Raw genomic sequence first — 18,328 nt, forward strand, 5'->3', positions numbered from 1 at the left:
ACGAGCTCACTTGAGCCTCCACTCATCGCGCGCGCGATGACGTTCGAATGCTTTCTTGAAGTCCGCGCGAGCGGCGTTCAGGCGTGTTCGAGCCGTGCGTTCGTTCAAGGCGAGGGCCGACGCGGCATCGCGCGCCGTGAGCCCTTCGAGCTCGACGAGGACGAAGATCTCGCGCTTCTCGCTGTCCAGGGTGTCGAGCAGGTCATAGAGAAGTTGCACGCGCTCCGAACGCTCGGCGATGACGTGTGGGGTCTCCGTCGCGCCAGGCACCGCGTCGAGATCGATGGCATCCGAATGAAACGGTGCGCCCTTGCGGTGACTCCCCCTGCGATGGGAGCGAAGGACGAAGCGAAGAATCCGGAACACCCAGACACGCGCCGCCAGATCCGCGTTTTCGGACGGTGGTTCGTAGTCTGGTAGCCGGCGATGAACGACGAGGAAGACCTCTTGAAACAAGTCCTCCATGGCCCACTGAGGTGCCCCGAGGCGACCGAGGGAACGCCAGACGAACCGCCACGTGTCTCGATAGAAGGCATCGAACGAAGCGGATGGCAACGCGGCGTCCCCGGCCGTAAAACGCGGTGAAGCCGTTCGCTCCGCCTCGATGACAGGGGCGGGCGCAGCGGGCGCGAGTATGTGACCGAGCAACTTCGGCACGCCTAACGATGACCGGCAGGCAACCGAACTACTGGAAAATCAGAAGCTCGACCGTAAAAGACAGTCCCGCGAGTACGGCACCGGTCTGATGGACAGTCAGCGCTTGCGCGTCGCGGTCGCTGAGCACGAACGCCTGTCGTCGAAAAGGTACCGCCACGTCGGCCTGGGCGCTCATGGCGAACCACCCCTTCGTGAACCTCAAACGCGGCCCAACGAAGATGCTGCCGAACCAGCCGTCAGTCGTCGCGTCCCGGGCGACGTCCGAACCGAAGGTGCCGGCGAGCTCTGGCGCTCGCGCATGACTGGTCACGCGCGTTTGCACGGCGCCGAAGCCCGCGCAGGGCAGGAGGCGGAGGCTCTGCCTCGCAAGGGAGAAGCCCGGAGCTGCAGGACAGAGGGCAATCCTCGCGAACAAAGCGGAGAAGTCCGCGTGCGAGATCGTCGCGCGACGCCCCGTCGGAGGGACGATCTCGCGGTCTTGGTCGAGGAGCGTTCCGAGGCTCGCTTCCAGGAGGAGTGGCCCCGGTTGCCAGCCCAACAGCACGCCTGGCCCAACGGCGACACTTGGAAGCGTACCGACATCGACGCGCGCGAGGAGACCGACGGTCGGCCCAACATACGGCAAGGGAGCAGGAGCGGCCTTCCGCACGAGGCTCGGCATTCTCTTCGAGCCCTGATCATGCGTGCGGGCAGGTGGCGGTGGTTCGACGTGGGCCCCACCATCCGCAGGCGCTTCCACGGCGGCCGGGGCAGGCCCGACGTCGGATTCGGGGGATGTCATCGTGAACGCGATCACGACGGCCGTGGCATTGGCGAGGGCACGGCATGTCGACGCCGTCAGGGTTCGCGTGGAGCGTCCAGTGTCGGTGACCAGCGTGAGCTCGATGGCCCATGCGCTCCCCGTCCCTCTCACCTCGCCATGCGCCCGTACCTTGCGTTGGACCTCTCCGCTCTGCCCCGCGACGCGCTCGACGTCTCGTCGAACGCTCTCGGCAGTCCCACACGATCCGGGAGCTTCCCACGAGAGCTCGAGCGTATTGTCCGGGGAAATCGACGCAGAAGGTTCGGCCGAGGCGAGGCGCGCATGCGCCACGAACGCGATGACGGCCGCGGTCAGGCTCCTTCGTGCCTGACGCGAGGTCCGCTTTGCCCGCCCGGCCGGGAACATCGCTCTTGATTATCGGTGTGCAGGCGATGCTGCAACGTTTGGAGACGCGGGCGGAACGCGGCGCGCAGAGCAAGGGGAAGAATCGCCGTCGATGATATTGTGTGCACGGAGACGCCCGAGCAACGCGCGGCGGCGAACGAGCAGAGCAGGCAGAGTGCCGAACGCGAGGCGGAGGCACGGCGAAACGCGTACTTCGAATCCGGTACGGACGAAGGCGGCCAGTCGTTGCATGCATCCAGCGACGCAACACACGCTGCACAGCAGTGCCCCGACGACCCGATCGCGCGGTTCGGAAAACGGGTCGAGGCCTACGACCGGCCGATCCAACCCGATCCCGTCGGAAACGCCGTCGCGGCAACCGTCGTGGGCGGGCTTATCCTCGGCCCGGCGGCGGCCGCCAAGAACGCACTCAAGCTTGGCGTCGAGGCAAACGTGCCGATGGTGCTCGAGCAGACGGTCGGAAAGATCCCCGGCGCCGTCTTGCAAAATGCCGCCAAAGCAGCGCTCACGGAGAAAGCGAAAGAGTCCCTCGCGGGCGCGACGCAATCCTCGCAGTCGACTCCGGGATCACCGCCGAGCGCGAGCGCCACGACGACGTCGTCCAAAGCGGGGTGGTCGATCGGAGCCACGAGCGCCGAGCCACCGGCAGCGAATCAGAGCCAGTCCATGCCCGCCGAGCAGCCGCATGGGCAGGATCGCGTGCCGCTGGCGCCTGGGCAAGTCCCCTTCAGGATTCCCGAGCTTCCGCAGGAAGCGGTTAGTATCAAGGGATGATCGCGGATATCGTCGGTGCGATCGTCGAAGGCGTCATCGAGATCGCGTGGCGCTCGATATGGGACCAACGGCGCCGCGCGCCTTTCCCCGAGAGGCCGAGGACCAAGAACCCCGTCGCTGCGCGCGTTCGACTTGCCCACGTCCGACGATGGGCGTTCGAACATGGCTTTACTTCGAACGACGAGGACTCGTTGCAGGGCGTCCTCGACGGCCACCAGGTCATCCTATGCTGGGCGATGCCGCCGAGCGCATTGAACCGATTCGACCTATCGATCGCGAGCAACCTGCCCTATCGCGATCCCGTGCGTCTCGTCCGAGGAGGCGCAGAGATTACCGATGCCGATCCGCTCGTGACGGCTGCTCGTCGCCTCTTCCTGACAACGGAGCTCGACGGCGCCGTACAAGAGATCGAGCTGACGCAGACCTCGATCCGCGTGCGCTTCGTCGACATCGCCGGCCCCGACCTCGTTCACATCGTCCTCGCCGAGCTCACGCCGCTCCTCCACGAGCGCGCCGCAACACCGACCGGCGCGGAGGGAGCGCCTTACCGTCGCTGAGCGCTTCGGTCTTCTTCGACGCGCTGTTGCGACGTTCGGGGCAGAGCCATGGTGTAGCATTCGTGGTGTGTCGCGTATTTCGGCCCTCTACGATGCACATCTCCGTAAGGCACCACGCCAGTCTCGCTCACGCAGCGTGGTCGAGGCCATTCTCAGCGCGGCACTGGAGCGGGTCGAGCGCGGTGGCGAAGACGATGTGCCCCTCCAAGAGATCGCGAACCGCGCGGGCGTGGGCATAGGCTCCCTCTACGACTACTTCCGCGATCGCCGCAGCGTGCTCGCTGCGCTCGCCGCCAAGATGACGGAGGACAATCTCCGCGCGTTCGAAGCGCTCCTCATCGAGACCGAGCCGCTACCGCTGCCCGAGAGCATCGAGCGCATCGTCGACTTCGCGTTCGCGACCTACGCCACGAACAAGCAGGTCCCGCGCGGCATCTTGAAGATCGCACACTCGCTCGGACTCATGCCGACGCTCGCCAAGAGTCAGAGCGTCTTCACCGAGTCGCTCGCAACCTCCTTGCGACGGCGCAAGGACATCACGCACCCGAACATCGAGCTCGCGGCGTGGACAGTCACGCAAGCGACGATGGGCGTCGTTCACGCGCTGATCTGGGAAGATCAACCGACACACGAACGCGAAGCGCTCCGCGCGGACCTCGTCACGCTCTGCAGCAAGCACCTCCTCGCTTAGTCGAGCTCTTCGAGCGAAGAAGGGTGTTTTCGGGGGTCCGACCCCGGCGTTGGGCCGCAGCGCGAGCGGTAGCGCGGCGCACAAAGAGAGAGAGTTCCGCCACTTGCGCGCTAGACCTCCAGCGCGGCTCGGAAATTCGAAGAAAAGTGATCGAGGCGTGTCGATCCGCGCATCGGCCATTCGTCGCCCTGATGAAGACGCGCACGGCGCGACCAACCAGGAGACGGGCACCATGAACGATTCCGCCGCCATCAACGAGACCGCACAGATCGAGGACCGCACCGCGAAGAAGGGCTTTTCGCGTTTCGCGCCGACAGGGGCGCGCGTCGTGATGGGCCTGCTCTTCTTCGTCATGGGCCTCAATGGGTTGCTCCAATTTCTGCCGCCACCGAAGCCCGGTGAGATTCCCCCCGGAGCCATGGAACTGACGCTCGCGTTCGCGAGGTCGGGCTACATGATGCAGCTCGTCGGCGTGACGCAGATCGTTGTCGGGGCCCTTCTCCTCGCCAATCGTTTCGTGCCCCTCGCGCTGGTGATCCTCGCGCCCGTGGTCGTCAACATCATCGCGTTCCACCTGTTCCTCGCGCCCCAGGGGCTGCCGGTGGCGCTCGTCGTGCTCGCGCTGGGACTCTATCTCGCGAAGGTCCACGCCGCGGCCTTCCGCTCCCTGCTCGCGCCGCGCGCCTGACCAAGGCTTTGAACTCCGTGAAAACCATCGCCATCTTCGCCGGCGTCGTGCTCGCGGCACTCGTCGCGGGCTGCGCACACCACTCGGAGGCTTCGCCAGCGCCCCGCGCCCAAGCTCCGACGCGAGCGTCCTACGAGAACGTGAATGGCCTCTCCATGTACTACGAGGTCCACGGCTCCGGCGCCCCGCTCGTCCTGCTTCACGGGGGCGTCTCCACCATCGAAAACTCGTTCGGAGCGGTCATTCCCATTCTGGCCCGACATCACACCGTCATCGCCATCGAGCAGCAGGCGCACGGACACACTCCCGACATCGATCGGCCGCTGTCGTACGACCAAATGGCGGAGGACACGAATAGGTTCCTCACGACAATCGGCATTCCGAAAGCCGATTTCTTGGGCTGGAGCGACGGCGGGGCAGTCGCTCTACGAGTGGCCATGCGACACCCCGATCGCGTGCGCCGGCTGGTGCTCCTTTCCTCGGCCTATGACAATGACGGCCTCGATCCGGCATCGGGATCGATGGAGGATCTGACGGCGGAGATGATCCCGCCGGTCTTTCGCGATGCCTACACGAAAGCCGCGCCCGACCCGGGGCACTGGCCCGTGCTCGTCGAGAAAATCAAGGCCATGTCGTTGCAATTCAAGGGTTGGTCGAAAGACGAAGTGCGCGCCGTGCAGGCCCCCACCCTCGTCATGCTCGGCGATCGCGATATCATTCGAACGGAGTACGCCGCGCAAATGGCCCATCTACTGCCTCACGCTCAACTTGCCATTCTGCCTGGTTGCGATCACTTCGCCATCTACACCCATCCAGACTGGGTCGTCGGAATGGCCACGACGTTCCTCGAATCACGGCAGTAGAATCACACGTCCCCCTTGCGCCTCAGGCGCTCGGCAGGGACGAGACGGCTCGCCTCTGGTGCTTCGGGCTGGACGGTGACGTGCTCGATGCCGTGCACGCTGCGAATCTGCTCACTGACGCGACGGGCGACGTCGGCCCCGTGAGCCGCGCCGTCGAGAACGACGTGCACCGTCACCAACGGGAAGCCTTCGGAGATGGACCACACGTGCAGGTCGTGGAGCTCCGTGACGCCGGACACGCTTCGGATGGTGTCCGCGATCTTGGCCGTGTCGAAGCCCGCCGGCGTGGTTTCCATCAGCACACCGAGCGAGCCGCGCACGAGCCGGTAGGCGCCCCAGAGGATCATGACCGAGATCACGATCGACACGATCGGGTCGGCAATGTACCAGCCGAAGGCGAGCACGAGGACGCCCGCGATCATCGCGGCGACAGAGCCCGCGGCGTCTGCAATCACGTGCGCGAAGGCCGCCTGGACGTTCGCATTCGACTCCTTGGTGCCCGAGCCGAGCACCCAAGCCGCGACGAGATTGATGACGAGCCCGGCGGACGCCGTTGCCATCAACCACCCTCCGGCGACCGCCTGCGGCTGCGAGAAGCGCCGAATCGCTTCGACGATGACCCAGACCGCGCTCGCTCCGAGGACGATGCCATTGAGCAGGGCGGCGAGGATCTCGGCGCGACGGAATCCGAAGGTGTGGAACTCCGTGCGCGGGCGATCGGCAACGCGCTGCGCGACGAGCGCGAGCAGGAGCGCGCCGGCGTCCGTCAGCATGTGCCCGGCATCGCTGAGCAGCGCGAGGCTGTGAGAGAAGAAGCCGACCACGGCCTCGACGACGAGAAAGGTCGCCGTGAGCACGAGCGCGATCAGCAATCGCCTTGCCGGCGCCCCCGCATGCCCGTGCTCATGCCCATGATCGGAGCCGTGATCGTGATGCGCGTGCTCACGTGCCATGGCTTACCTCCGTGGCCGGCGGCGCCGAAGCGGTCGCAAGAGTCGTTCCTTTCGACCCTCGGCCGAGCCAGGCGTAGACGACGGGGAGTACGAACATCGTCAGGACCGTCGCAGTCGCCAGCCCGCCGATCACCACCGTCGCAAGCGGCTTCTGCACTTCGCTGCCGGGAGCGGTCGAGAGCGCCATCGGGACGAAGCCGAGCGATGCGACCAAGGCCGTCATGAGGACCGGGCGTAGTCGCAAGTCGGCAGCCGTTACCATCGCTGTCACGTGATCATCTCCTGCCTCTTCGCGGTGACGTGCGAACGAAACCAGGACGAGCCCGTTCAGCACCGCCACGCCAAAGAGGGCGATGAATCCCACGCCTGCGGAGATCGAGAACGGCAAGTCGCGCAACCAGAGCGCAACGATACCGCCGATGATGGCGAAGGGAACATTGAGGAAGATGAGCAACGCATCCCGCACCGATCGGCACGCGAGCCACAGGAGGAACACGATCAGCGCCAGCGCCAGCGGAACCACGACGAAGAGCCGCTCCTTGGCTTCCTCGTAGTGCTCGAACTGGCCTCCCCATTCCGCGCGATACCCAACCGGAAGCCGAACGGAGCTCCTGACGACTCGCTGCGCGTCATGAACCACGGACATGAGGTCGCGCCCGCGGACGTTGAATTCGACCGTGATGCGCCGTGACTGGCTCTCACGGCTCACTTGTGCCGGTCCGGTCACGAACGAGAGCTCCGCGACGTCGCCGAGGGGCACGATCTGGCCGCTCACCGACTTCAGAGGCAGTGCCCGAAGGGCGTCGAGATCGCCCTGAAAACCGTGGAGCGATTTCACGACGACGCCGAAACGGCGCTCGCCCTCGAGAACGTCGCCGACGCGGTGGCCAACGGCCATCGTCTCGGTGATCTGGTTGACGTCCTGCACGGTGAGGCCGTACCGCGCGAGCTTCGCGCGATCGGGATCGATCCGCAGGTAGCGCAGGCCGGCGACTTGCTCGACGCGCACGTCGACGGCGCCTCGAATACCGCGGAGACGCTCCGCCGCGAGCTCTCCGAACTCTCGTAGGCGGTCGAGGTCAGGCCCGTAGAAGAGGACGGCGACATCGGAACGAACGCCCGCGATGAGCTCGTTGGTCCTCATCTGAATCGGCTGCGAGATGGCTCCTCCGACCTCGGGGACGTCCTCGTCGAGCGCCGCCGAGATCTCCTTCGCGAGCACTTCCTTGGTCACGCCCGGCCGCCAAGCCTTTCGGTCTTGCAGGCCGATGAAGACGTCGGCCTGCTCGATCCCCATCGGATCGGTCGCGAGCTCCGGAGCTCCCGTCTTGCTCACGACGTGAGTGACCTCGGGGATCTGGAGAATGGCCTGTTGCATCCGCGTGTCCGTCGCGATCGACTCCGTGAGAGCGACGCCGGGCAGACGCCGCGCCTCCACGAGCAAGTCGCCTTCGTCGAGCTGCGGAACGAACTCGGCGCCGATCCGTGTGAAGAGTCCAATTGCTCCTGCCAACGCGAGGACTGCTGCGCCGACGGTGAGCGCGCGCCTCTTCATGGCGCGACGAAACAGAGGGAGGTAGAGCGCGTGCGCCTTCCGGAGCAGCCAGGTGTCGTGAGCCTCCGGACTGGGCTTGACGAGGTAGCTCGTCAGCACCGGAACGAGCGTGAGTGACAGGATGAACGCTCCCGCGAGCGCGAGAAGCACCGTGGTGGCCATGGGCCGGAAGAGCTTCCCCTCGACGGCCGTGAGCGCGAGGATCGGAAGGTAGACGATCGCGATGATGGCCTCGCCGAAGACGCTGGCGGCGCGGACCTCCATCGTCGCGTCCTCCGTGACGCGGAGTCGTTCGTCCGGTGCGAGCGCCCTTCCGAGCGCCCGCTGTTTCTCGGAGAGGCGTCGCACCACGTTCTCCACGATGATGACGGCGCCGTCGACCAGCAGACCGAAGTCGATCGCACCGAGGCTCATGAGATTGCCCGAGAGCCCGAAGGCACTCATCACCGTCATCGCGAAGAGAAGCGACAGCGGAATCACCGCGGCTACCACCACCCCCGCTCGGAGATCGCCGAGCAAGAGGAAGAGGATGCCGATGACGAGCACCGCTCCCTCGACGAGATTGGTCGCCACGGTCTTGATCGTCCGGTTCACGAGAACCGAGCGATCGTAGAAGGCGTCGATGCGCGTTCCTTCGGGCAGCGAAGGCTGAATGGCGGCGAGCTTCGCCTTCACCGCCTCGGTGACGGTGCGCGAGTTCTCCCCCATGAGCATCAACGCAACACCGACGACGACCTCGCCCTTGCCGTCCTTCGAGGCCGCGCCGCGGCGGAGACGCGGACCGAATCGAACGTCGCCGACGGTCGCGATGGTGATGGGCACGCCTTGGGGCGTGGCGCCGATGACGACGTTCCTCAGGTCGTCGAGGCTCCTCACGAGACCGTTCGTCCCGATGACGAAATGCTCCTGGTTGTGCTCGATGTACCCGCCCCCCGCGTTCGCGTTGGCCTTGTCGAGGGCCGTCACCACCTCGGCGACCGACACTCCTGCGGCCTGAAGGCGTTTGGGATCGAGCAGCACCTGATACTGACGATCTTCACCTCCGAAGCTGTTGACCTCGACGACTCCCGGTACGGTCCGCAGTTGCGGTCCGATCTGCCAATCGAGCAGCTCCTCGAGCTGCATGATGTCGAGCCGATCGTTACGGACGGTGAACTGATAAATTTCCCCCAACCCCGTGGAGATCGGCCCCATCTCGGGCTTGCCGTACTGGGATGGAACGGCGTCAGTGGCCTCGCGCATCCGCTCGTTCACGAGCTGGCGCGCGAAGTAGATATCGGTGCCGTCACGGAACACGATCGTGACGACCGAGATTCCGTATTTCGATATCGAGCGCACTTGTTCGGTGCGTGGGATCCCGGCCATGGCGCGCTCCACCGGCACGGTGACGTACTGTTCGACCTCGACCGGCGAGAGCGCGGGCGCGGAGGTGATGATCTGGACTTGTACGTTCGTGATGTCGGGGACGGCGTCGATCGGCAGTTTCAGCGCCGCCCTCACACCGACGAGCGTGAAGAGGATGGTGGCGATCGCGACGACCGCGCGGTTGCGCAGTGACCAGGCGACGATCCAGGAGAGGAAAGCCATCTCAGTCGTCCTCCTTCAAGGAGCCCTTGAGGACGGCACTCTTCAGCGTGAACACGCCCTCCGTGACGATCTGCTCGCCTTCGCGGAGCCCCGAGACAATCTCTACTTTGCCTAGCGCGGCGTCGCCGAGCACTACCTCGTGCAGCTCGAAATCGTCGTCGGCATGACGGACGAAGACAACGGACTTGCCGCCAATCTCCGTCAGCGCACTTCGGGGTATGACGAGAGCCGGCGTCCTCTTGGCGTCTTCATCGACCGAGACGCGCGCCGAGCCAAAGAGGCCAATTCGCAAGATATCGGCGCGGTTGGTCAGCCGAATACGCGCCGTGACGGTCCGCGCCGCCGGATCGATCTGTTTGCCGAGGTACTCGATGGTGCCCTCGAAATGCTCCTTCGGATAGGCGTTGAGCTCCACCTCGGCGCGCGCTCCGAGGTTTAGTCGGCCGAGATCTTTCTCGAAGACGCGGCCGAGAAACCACGCTTCGTCGAGGTCGGCAATCATCGCGATCGTCTGCTCGGTGGTGACAGGCTGACCGATGACGGCATCGCGCGCGACCACGACCCCGCTCACCGGCGCGCGGATGACGAGCTCGCCATTGTTGCCCGCAGGTCCCCCAAGCGCTGCGAGCTGTTCTCGCAAGGCGCTCGTCTCGGCGTCCAGTGCGTCGGCGTCCGCCTTCGCGGAGAGGGCCTCTTGCTTGGCAGCAAGGCCTTTGTCAGCGAGCGTCGACAAGCGGTCGGCATTCGTGCGCGCTGCCGTGGCCTTCGCGTTCGCGGCAGCGAGCGCGCCGCGCACCTTGCCGAGCTCGGGGATGCGCACGGTGCCGAGCGCTTGTCCCTTGGTCACCTTGCTTCCTTCCTTGAAGCGAACGTCGGTGAGCCGCCCGGCGATCGGCGTCGACACCCGCGCGCTTCTGTCGGGATCGGCGACGATCTCGCCTGGCAAGGTCACCGTGGCGGAGAGCACTTCGGTCGTCGCCGGCGCCGTTCGAATCTTCGAGGCCGACAGGGCTCTGGGAGAGAGCCTCACCCGCTTCGCGAGACCTTCGTGTTCGGGCTCGTCGTCATGAGGGACGTCTGCACCCGAGGACTTTGGATTGGGCTCCTTGTCGGCGCTCGCATTCTTGCACCCCGCCAAGAGAACGAAGAAGAGGACGATGAAGACACGACACGTCATTGGACACCTCGCTCGAGCGGGAGGTTCGCAGCACGGGCAAGTTCGACAGAGGCGAGACAGAGCGCTCGGCGAGCCTCGAGGTGAGACCGAAGGAGATCGATCAAGGCCTGCTGAGCGAGAAGCGCATCGCGAACGCCAAGCCGCCCCGCCTCGATCTCCGTCGCGATGTCGCCGAGCGATTTCTCCGCGCGTTCGAGGCGTTCCTTCGAAAAGGCATCCAACTCGTCACGCCGGGAATCGAGCCCCTGCAGCGCGGTCGCGAGCTCGAGTCGCGCCGTGAGCGTCAAGCGGTCGACCTCGGAGGATGCTTGAGCCGCGAGCGCGTTCGCTTCCGCGATCTCTCCGGCATAGGTCCGTCCCACCCCGGGGATCGGAATGGGCAGCGCTAAGCCCATGCCGAGCACCTTCTCGTGGTAGCCGTCGTTTTGCGCGAACACGGAGACCGTGACGTTTGGAACGCGGGCTCTTCGAAACGCCGAAGCGCGGGCATCGAACGAACTTCGCTCGGCGCGGGCAGCGGCGATCTCGGGGCGAGAAGCGACCGCAGATGTCGTGTCGCCACGAAGCGCGTCGACCGCATGAAGCGGAACGAGCTCTCCGTCGACGCCGCCGTCGGCCCCCAGCGGGTCGCCGCCCGTCAGCGACGCCAGAGCTGCCGTCGAACTTCGAACTTGCCTGTCGGCCGCGAAACGCTCCTGCACGATGCGGATCTGGGCTGCCTCGGCCACGTCGGCGTCGACGGTCGAACCGACACCGCGGTCCGCCCGGGCGCGGGCCGCGCGTGCAAGCAAGGCACCGAGCGTTTCCATCTGCTCGGCGAGACGAAGCTGCTCGCGATCGGCAATCGCATCGAAGTACGCAGCCCACGCGAGCGTCGCCGTATCGCGCTCGGTCCCTATGGCGCGGCTCTTCTGCGCGAGCTTCTCGTGCTCCGCTGCGCGTAGGCGTGCTCCGCGTCCTCCGGCGATCTCGATCTCCTGAGCGAGCGTCGCCGTCCAGTTCACCGCGGTCGGGTCGCTGCCGTTGCTCGCTCTCCGCGCGAGAGCGCCCGCGAGCACGGGATTCGACGGCAAGATCGGACGCGCCGCCTGTACACGCCCCTCCGCGGCCGCGGTGCCGTAATTCTCGCGACGAACCGCGGGGCTCGCCGAGAGGGCGCAGCGAACGAGGTTTTCGCGAGTGACCGGCGCGCACGCGCCTACTTCTTTTGCTTCGCTAGTGGTCGAAATGAGTGACTGCGCGATGGCCAACGCCACCGCGAAACGCGTTCGAAAATACACGACACGTCCTCCGCATCGAACGGATCCATGAGCTGGAAGCCGGCACGCGTCGTCGCGCGTCGGCCCCGGCGGGGCGATCGAATGCGCTCAGACGCGCGGCGGTCGATCGGGCGGAGCGAGGGAGCGTTCCGTCGGAGGATCCTGAGTCAGAGGCGGTGGAAGCATCTCGCTGACCGACAGCAGGTCGGACAGCGACGCCGTGGACGCGAATGGAACGGCACCACCATGCGCGCGATGGCACGAGGGGCACCCGGGAGGGCAACTATGCTCGTCGCAGTCATCCCCCTCGGTCGAGTGAGGCCCATCGACGGCTACCGCGATGACATCGGACGCCAGATGCGCGAGCCCGGAGAGCTGGAAGGCGCCCGCGAGAACACAGATCCGCAACAGGGAAAAAACGACGATGAGCAGCCGTAGCATGCGTCGACGCCCACGCGTCACGACTGCACCTCGCCGACTGGCTCGTCGTCACAGGAGCAATCCTGACAAGCACGCACCGAATCGGAGCCGCAGCGCGCGAGGAGCTCTTCGCGAAGCGCCTTGCGCGCTCGATGCAGTCGAACCTTCGCGTTACCGACGGAGAGCCCGAGATGGCTGGCCGCCTCCGCCATCGATTCGCCTTCGATGTCGACGCGTCGAAGGATGGCGGCGTATTCGGGGCGCACGTCGTCGAGCATCCCCATGCTGCAGGCGCAAACGGCAGCCTCTTCGGGAGGTGCTTCGCTAGCCTCGCGAGCAAGCAGCTCGAGCTTCGCTTCGCGAAGCGCCCACGCCGCATGGTGGTCGGCGATCGCATTTCGAAGGACGCGGTAAAACCACGCGTCGAGGCGGTCGTTCTCACGAAGACTGTCGAGCTTCTCCGCCGCGAGCACGAGCGCCTGCTGAAGGAGGTCTTCGGCATCCACGCCGGACCTCACCCGCTTCTTCACGAACCCGAGAAACTCCGCACGGCGGGCCCCGAGCATGACGAGGAGCTCGCGCGCGAGCGCCTTGCCGGAGACCGGCTGGGTCTCGGGCGAAGGCAGCGCAGAGCTCCTCGCGTACTCGCTCATGAGGTCACTTCTTCTTGGACGTAGCGCAACCGCAGGAGGCCGGGCATTCGCAGCTCGTCCCACAGGTACAGACGGGACCGCAGCAGCATTCCCCGCTCTTCGGCACCTGGCTACCGCACTCGCAGGACGGCCCGCAGCTCTTGCATGCGCAAGCTTTCGGTTCGCTCATGGCTTTCTCCTCGTCTTGGAACGACCACATTTCGTCGTTCATGGAGGCTGACGGGCAAGCGCGCCAAAAGGTTACAGCGCGAAGACGGGGCCCGAAGAATTTCGAGCCCCGTCGGGGAAAGCTGAACCGCTCGTCCTGCGCCGCTCAGGGCTTCGGTGCAGGGACCTTCTTCGCGAGCGTTCCTTCCGGGTTCTTGTACCAGCCCGGATCGGCGTAGCTGGTGATGCCGGCGCGCACCTTGAGGATGGTGAACATGCCGCCCATCTCGACCGCACCGAAAGGACCATCGCCGGCCATCATCGGCAGCGTGTTCTTCGGGCGGCCCATCTCCATCATGTTGCCCATGCCGGTCTCGCCCATCGCCATGTAGCCAGGGAGGATGGCCTTGACCTTGTCCTCCAGAGCCGCCGGCTGCTTGACCCCGATCATGTTCGGGACGTCGTGGCTCATGGCGTTCATCGTGTGATGTGATTTATGGCAGTGGAAGGCCCAGTCACCTTCGACGTTGGCGACCATCTCGACGGTGCGCGTCGACCCGACCGGCACGTTCACCGTCGTCTCGGGGCGCCGCGCCGAGACCGGAACGCGCCCTCCGTCGGTGCTGACCTCCTCGAAGGTGTAGCCGTGCACGTGCATGGGGTGGGAATCCATCGTGAGATTGCCGAACGTGAAGCGGACCCTCTCGCCCTTCTTCACCACCCACGGATCGGTGCCCGGAAACACGCGGCTATTGAAGGTAAAGAGATTGAAGTCCGTCATGATGTTCGGATTCGGCGTGGCCGTTCCCGGCTCGACGAACCACTCGCCGAGCATCACCACGAAGTGGCGGTCGACCTTCGGCTGCTCCGGGACCTTCGGGTGGATGACGAAGAAGCCACTCATGCCCATCGCCATCTGGACCATCTCGTCCGAATGCGGGTGGTACATGTACACGCCGTTCTGCTTCAACGTGAACTCGTAGGCGTAGGTCTCGCCCGGCTCGACGTGCGGCTGATTGAGGCCGGCAACGCCGTCCATGCCGTTGGGCAGCAAGATGCCGTGCCAGTGGACGCTGGTGCGCTCGGGAAGCTTGTTGGTCACGAAGATGCGCACGCGATCGCCTTCGACCGCCTCGATCGTCGGGCCGGGTGTCGAACCGTTGTAGCCCCACGCATTGACGATCATGCCGGGCGCAAACTCGCGCTTCACGGGCTCGGCGGTGAGGTGGAACTCCTTCACACCGTCCTTCATGGTGAACGGCAGGGTCGACCCGTTCGGGGTAACGACCGGCGTATAGGGCAGCTTCGCTTGGGCCGCCGCGCCCCTCGGCAGGAGGAGCAGCGCGACGAACCAAACCAAGAAACCAAGGATGCTTCGATGCTTCATGCGTTCCTCAATGCGAGTGGGCGGGCGGCGGCGCGACGACAGCCGCGGGATGGTTGGCGACGGCGGGGGCAGGCGCGCCGACGCGACCGCCGACGGCTCGTTCGAGATCGCTGCGCGCAACCCAGTAGTCACGCAGTGCCTCGATGTATTCGCGATAGGCGTCGAACTCGTCCTGCTTTGCCTGAATCAGCTGATAGACGCCGAGCAACATCGCGTCGTACTGCTCTTGCGAAAAGCGCACGACCTGCTCGCGAAGAGGGACGACGGACTTCGCATACTGCTCCACCACACTCCGCGCGGTGACCACGCGGGCGCTCGTGGCACGGACATCGGCGCGGACGTCGACGGCGAGAGCGCGCAGCGAGCTCTCACCTTGCCGCTTGAACGCCTCGAGCTTCGCGATCTGAGCCTGCCGCTGATCGAAGAGCGGAATCTCGAGGGCAACGCTGGGGCCGAACGAGAAGTGGCCCGTGCTCCGGAGTCGCGCCGCCTCGAGCGAGACGTTCACCGACCCGAACCATCGCGTCGTCTTCGCAAGACCGAGCGCGTAGTCCATCGCCTGGACGTTGCGGCGAGCGGCGCCGATGTCGAGACGCTGCTCGATCGCCTTCGACTCGAGATTCTCGAGCGACGCTTCTTCTTTCGGCAGCTCGGGGAGACGCGCCGCCATTTTCCAGGCGGTGCGGGGACCCCACACGCCCATCAGCTTGTTGAGCTTCTCACGCGCGACGGCCGCCTCCCCTTCCGCGCGCCGGCGGTCCAGCGCCGTCTGCGCGGGCAGCGAGAGCTGCGTGCTGAGCGCGAGGTCGCTCATGTTGCCAGCTTCGTGCTGACGTCGTGCGAGCTCGGCGGCGGTCTGTGAGGCGTCGTCGACGAGGCGTCGCATGGCGCTCACCTGTTCGGCGGCCATGGCATTGTAGAAAGCCTCGCGGACCTGCGCCGCCAGCTCGAGGACATGATCACCGACGGCGAGCTTCGTCGCCTCGAGCTCGGTGGCCGCAACGCGCTTCCGCATCGGCATCGTGACGATGTCGAGGAAGTCCTGCTCCACGCTGGCGAACAGGTTCGGGCTGATGTGCTCCGCCTCCCAGGCGGTCATCCCGATGGCGAACGTGGGGTTCTTGAGGAGCCCCGCCTGGACGAGATCGGCTTGCGAAATCGCGAGCTCTTCGAACGTCGCCTGAAGCGACGCATTCGCGAGGAGCGCGACCTGCACCGCCCCGTCCACGGTCAGCTCACGGCGAAGCAGCGCGTCGACCGCGTCATCGGCCTTCTTGTCGTCGTCCGTCCCCTGATTCCATCGGATGTCGTGACCGGAACGTGCGCGCACTTCCGTGGCGACGTTCTTGAAAGGTTCTCTCGCCGACGTCGAGGCGCAGCCGCCGAGGAGCGCCGCCGCGATCGCGACCGGAGCAAACGTTCTCCAGGACATGGGACCTCACTTCTTCGGAACGAGCTTCATGTTGCACTTCGGGCAGAGCTCGCCCGCTTTCGTCGACGTGACCTCGGGGTGCATCGGGCAGACGTAGACGACGCCCTCGGCACCCGCGGCTTCGGCTGCCGCGTGGTCGACTTCCCCCGGATGGGCGGCGTGAGCCGCATGGTCGTGATGCTCGTGGTGCTCGTGATGTTCGTGAGCGGGCTGCGCGGCCCCGGTGAGGACCGGCGCCGACGTCGACTGCGCGGCGAGCGGGTTCACGCCGTCGGGCGCCGAGGGGCTCGAGGGATCGCTCGCCGAGCGCGAGATCGGCATCGGTGCGGGCGAACAGGCACCGAGGAGTGGGAGGAGCGCCGCCGCGAGGCCGAGCTTCAGGAACGAGGCACGTGAGGTCGTGGTGAAAGCAGTTCGATGGTGTTTCATGTCTCGTGATTGCCGACGTACGAGGGGCGCTGGGATTACAGGGTTTCGAGCTCGCGGCGCGAGCCGTGGGAAGAAGAGCTGGCCGAGCACGACCGTGCGCGCTGGCTCTCGCTGCGTAGGAGATCGCCACAGTGCGTGGCCGAATGAGCACGCGCACACTCCACGAGGGTATTGGCGCTCTCACGCGTTTCTGTGACCGCTCCACGCGAAGAAAAAGCTCTCCGAGCTCAGTCTCACGGCGTGTAGCGGGCGAAAGTATCGTCGCTCTCGAAGTAGACGACCTTTCCGCTCGAGGTCTTGCCGATGACGGCCGTGGCCTTGTCGACCGGACGTTGCGTCACCGGGTCGAGCGCCGTCCGGGCGGCCGCGTTGTTCATCAGCTTGTCTTTGCAGCTCGAGCAGCACCCGTAGTACGTCTTGCCATCGACGCTGACGGGGATCTGGTCGCTGCCCATGAAGCGGTCGTTCACCATGCAGACTTGGCTCGGAGCGGTCACACGGGTGACCGCCAACGAGGCCGTCGAGCTCGCCGTGACCGGCGCGGACGCGGCCACCTGAGACGCTTTCGTCGGAGGTGGCGCGTCACGGCACCCAGCGAGGGCGAGGAACACGGAAACGATCGAGGCTGGGAATCGGAGAGAGGTCAGCATGCCCTGAGGACGCACGCCGGGGGCTGCGATTACACGCTCGTGCGGCTGCCACCTCTCACGCGCCTCACGCGACAGCGGGCATGACGAGCGGCTGGGACTCGTCGGCGATGCGCCGCTCGTCGACGCACGCACGATTCAACACGAGCTTGCGCACCACCGGGAGCTCACGCACGCGGTTCATGAGAAACGCACCGCGGACGGCTCCCTCGACGAGGAAAAAGGCCGCGAACGTTCGTGCTTCGAGGGAGCCGCGAACGACCACGCGGTCCGCCCCCGCCGTGCGGCCGAGCACCTGCATGCGCACACCGAACTGCTCCGAGCCAGCGCCCGGAATCACGTTCGGCACCGCGGTCCCGCCGGCGATGAGGCGACCTGCGACGACTCCTTGCTCGTACGCAGCACCGTAGTGCTCGAACCGCGCGTGCCCCTCGGCTCCTGGCTGCAGGGCACGCGCAACGTCACCGGCGGCGTAGATGCCGGGAACGTTCGTCTCGAGAGACGCGTTCGTGAGCACGCCGTCGTCCAGCCGGATCCCCGAGCCGGCGAGCCAGCGGGTCGACGGCTCTACGCCGACGGCCACGAGCACGACGTCCGCGGGGATACGCTCGCCCGTCGAGAGGACCACCTCCTCCACGCGATGCGCGCCGCAGAACTCGGTCACCGTCGTCGACGTGTGCACGACGACTCCGTGATCCCGATGGAGCTGGGTGATCGCGCCGGCCACCCGCTCGCCATGAAGGAGGCGAGCGAGCGGCTGCGGAGCGGCCTCCACGACGGTGACGTGCTTGCCCATCGCCCGCGCCGCCGACGCGACCTCGAGGCCGATGAAGCCTCCGCCGACGACGACAACGTGACCCGCCCGTGCGAGCTCCGTTTTCAGGTGAAGCGCGTCGGCGCCCGTGCGAAGTGTGAGAACACCGTCGAGCTCGGCTCCGGGGACGGGCAGCCGGCGCGCGCTCGCTCCCGTTGCAATGAGCAGCTTGTCGAACGGAATTCGGCGCCCGTGCTCGAGCTCGAGCTCACGCGAATGCGTGTCCAACGACTTCGCGGCGGCGCCGAGGACGAGCTCGACGTTGTGCTCGCGGTAGAACGCATCGCCGCGGATGCGGGCTGCCTCGAGCGTCGTCTCGCCACGGAGGAACTCCTTCGACAGCGGAGGACGGTCATAGGGCAGGTCGCGCTCGGCACCGACCATCATGATCGGCGCCGAGCACCCTTCGTCGCGCAGGCCCTCCACCGCGCAAACGGCGGCGAGCCCGGTGCCGACGACCACGATCACGT

17 protein-coding genes are annotated in these 18,328 nt (G+C 66.1%); 5 read left to right on the forward strand and 12 right to left on the reverse strand.

The window, feature by feature from the left end; genetic code table 11:
* Nucleotides 1–6: 6 nt before the first annotated feature.
* Nucleotides 7–657, reverse strand: coding sequence for an RNA polymerase sigma factor (locus AKJ09_RS07285; protein WP_146646466.1), 651 nt, complete (start codon nucleotides 655–657; stop codon nucleotides 7–9).
* A 28-nt stretch (nucleotides 658–685) separates the two neighbouring features.
* The gene (locus tag AKJ09_RS07290; RefSeq protein ID WP_146646467.1) at nucleotides 686–1,825 is read right to left on the reverse strand and encodes a hypothetical protein; all 1,140 of its coding nucleotides are present in this window, start codon (nucleotides 1,823–1,825) and stop codon (nucleotides 686–688) included.
* 99 nt (nucleotides 1,826–1,924) lie between these two features.
* Here AKJ09_RS07290 and AKJ09_RS07295 point away from each other — a divergent pair, with 99 nt between their 5' ends.
* From AKJ09_RS07295 to AKJ09_RS07315, 5 genes are all read left to right on the forward strand, one after another.
* Entirely contained in the window at nucleotides 1,925–2,599 is a 675-nt protein-coding gene (locus tag AKJ09_RS07295; RefSeq protein WP_146646468.1) for a hypothetical protein, read from the forward strand.
* Nucleotides 2,596–3,156, forward strand: coding sequence for a hypothetical protein (locus tag AKJ09_RS07300; RefSeq protein ID WP_146646469.1), 561 nt, complete (start codon nucleotides 2,596–2,598; stop codon nucleotides 3,154–3,156). Before AKJ09_RS07295 ends, AKJ09_RS07300 begins: the two co-directional genes overlap by 4 nt.
* Before the next feature lie 67 nt (nucleotides 3,157–3,223).
* Nucleotides 3,224–3,847, forward strand: coding sequence for a TetR/AcrR family transcriptional regulator (locus AKJ09_RS07305; RefSeq protein WP_169927340.1), 624 nt, complete (start codon nucleotides 3,224–3,226; stop codon nucleotides 3,845–3,847).
* Nucleotides 3,848–4,004: 157 nt separating this feature from the next.
* A complete protein-coding gene (locus AKJ09_RS07310) occupies nucleotides 4,005–4,535 on the forward strand; it encodes a DoxX family protein (protein WP_240488408.1) in 531 nt (176 codons plus the stop codon).
* Between the two features lie 17 nt (nucleotides 4,536–4,552).
* Nucleotides 4,553–5,398, forward strand: coding sequence for an alpha/beta fold hydrolase (locus tag AKJ09_RS07315; RefSeq protein ID WP_146646472.1), 846 nt, complete (start codon nucleotides 4,553–4,555; stop codon nucleotides 5,396–5,398).
* Between the two features lie 2 nt (nucleotides 5,399–5,400).
* Here the strand turns inward: AKJ09_RS07315 and AKJ09_RS07320 are convergent, their stop codons facing one another.
* The 10 genes from AKJ09_RS07320 to AKJ09_RS07365 form a co-directional block, all read right to left on the reverse strand.
* Nucleotides 5,401–6,351, reverse strand: coding sequence for a cation diffusion facilitator family transporter (locus AKJ09_RS07320; RefSeq protein WP_146646473.1), 951 nt, complete (start codon nucleotides 6,349–6,351; stop codon nucleotides 5,401–5,403).
* Nucleotides 6,341–9,493 (reverse strand): efflux RND transporter permease subunit, encoded by a 3,153-nt coding sequence (locus tag AKJ09_RS07325; protein WP_146646474.1) that lies wholly within the window; start codon nucleotides 9,491–9,493, stop codon nucleotides 6,341–6,343. The genes AKJ09_RS07320 and AKJ09_RS07325 overlap by 11 nt, the downstream gene beginning before the upstream one ends.
* A gap of 1 nt (nucleotide 9,494) precedes the next feature.
* Entirely contained in the window at nucleotides 9,495–10,670 is a 1,176-nt protein-coding gene (locus AKJ09_RS07330; RefSeq protein ID WP_146646475.1) for an efflux RND transporter periplasmic adaptor subunit, read from the reverse strand.
* Entirely contained in the window at nucleotides 10,667–11,950 is a 1,284-nt protein-coding gene (locus AKJ09_RS07335) for a TolC family protein (RefSeq protein ID WP_146646476.1), read from the reverse strand. The genes AKJ09_RS07330 and AKJ09_RS07335 overlap by 4 nt, the downstream gene beginning before the upstream one ends.
* 437 nt (nucleotides 11,951–12,387) lie before the next feature.
* Nucleotides 12,388–13,002, reverse strand: a complete 615-nt coding sequence (locus AKJ09_RS07340) for an RNA polymerase sigma factor (protein WP_146646477.1) — start codon at nucleotides 13,000–13,002, stop codon at nucleotides 12,388–12,390.
* Nucleotides 13,003–13,315: 313 nt separating this feature from the next.
* Complete coding sequence (locus tag AKJ09_RS07345) at nucleotides 13,316–14,536, reverse strand: multicopper oxidase family protein (protein ID WP_146646478.1); 1,221 nt, start codon at nucleotides 14,534–14,536, stop codon at nucleotides 13,316–13,318.
* Between the two features lie 7 nt (nucleotides 14,537–14,543).
* The gene (locus tag AKJ09_RS07350; protein ID WP_146646479.1) at nucleotides 14,544–15,968 is read right to left on the reverse strand and encodes a TolC family protein; all 1,425 of its coding nucleotides are present in this window, start codon (nucleotides 15,966–15,968) and stop codon (nucleotides 14,544–14,546) included.
* A 6-nt stretch (nucleotides 15,969–15,974) separates the two neighbouring features.
* A complete protein-coding gene (locus AKJ09_RS07355) occupies nucleotides 15,975–16,397 on the reverse strand; it encodes a heavy metal-binding domain-containing protein (protein WP_205633626.1) in 423 nt (140 codons plus the stop codon).
* A 233-nt stretch (nucleotides 16,398–16,630) separates the two neighbouring features.
* Entirely contained in the window at nucleotides 16,631–16,852 is a 222-nt protein-coding gene (locus AKJ09_RS07360; protein WP_146646480.1) for a TRASH domain-containing protein, read from the reverse strand.
* Between the two features lie 259 nt (nucleotides 16,853–17,111).
* Entirely contained in the window at nucleotides 17,112–18,326 is a 1,215-nt protein-coding gene (locus AKJ09_RS07365; protein WP_169927341.1) for an NAD(P)/FAD-dependent oxidoreductase, read from the reverse strand.
* Between the last annotated feature and the right edge of the window lie 2 nt (nucleotides 18,327–18,328).

It is taken from the genome of Labilithrix luteola (genome assembly GCF_001263205.1).
Lineage (GTDB): Bacteria > Myxococcota_A > Polyangia > Polyangiales > Polyangiaceae > Labilithrix > Labilithrix luteola.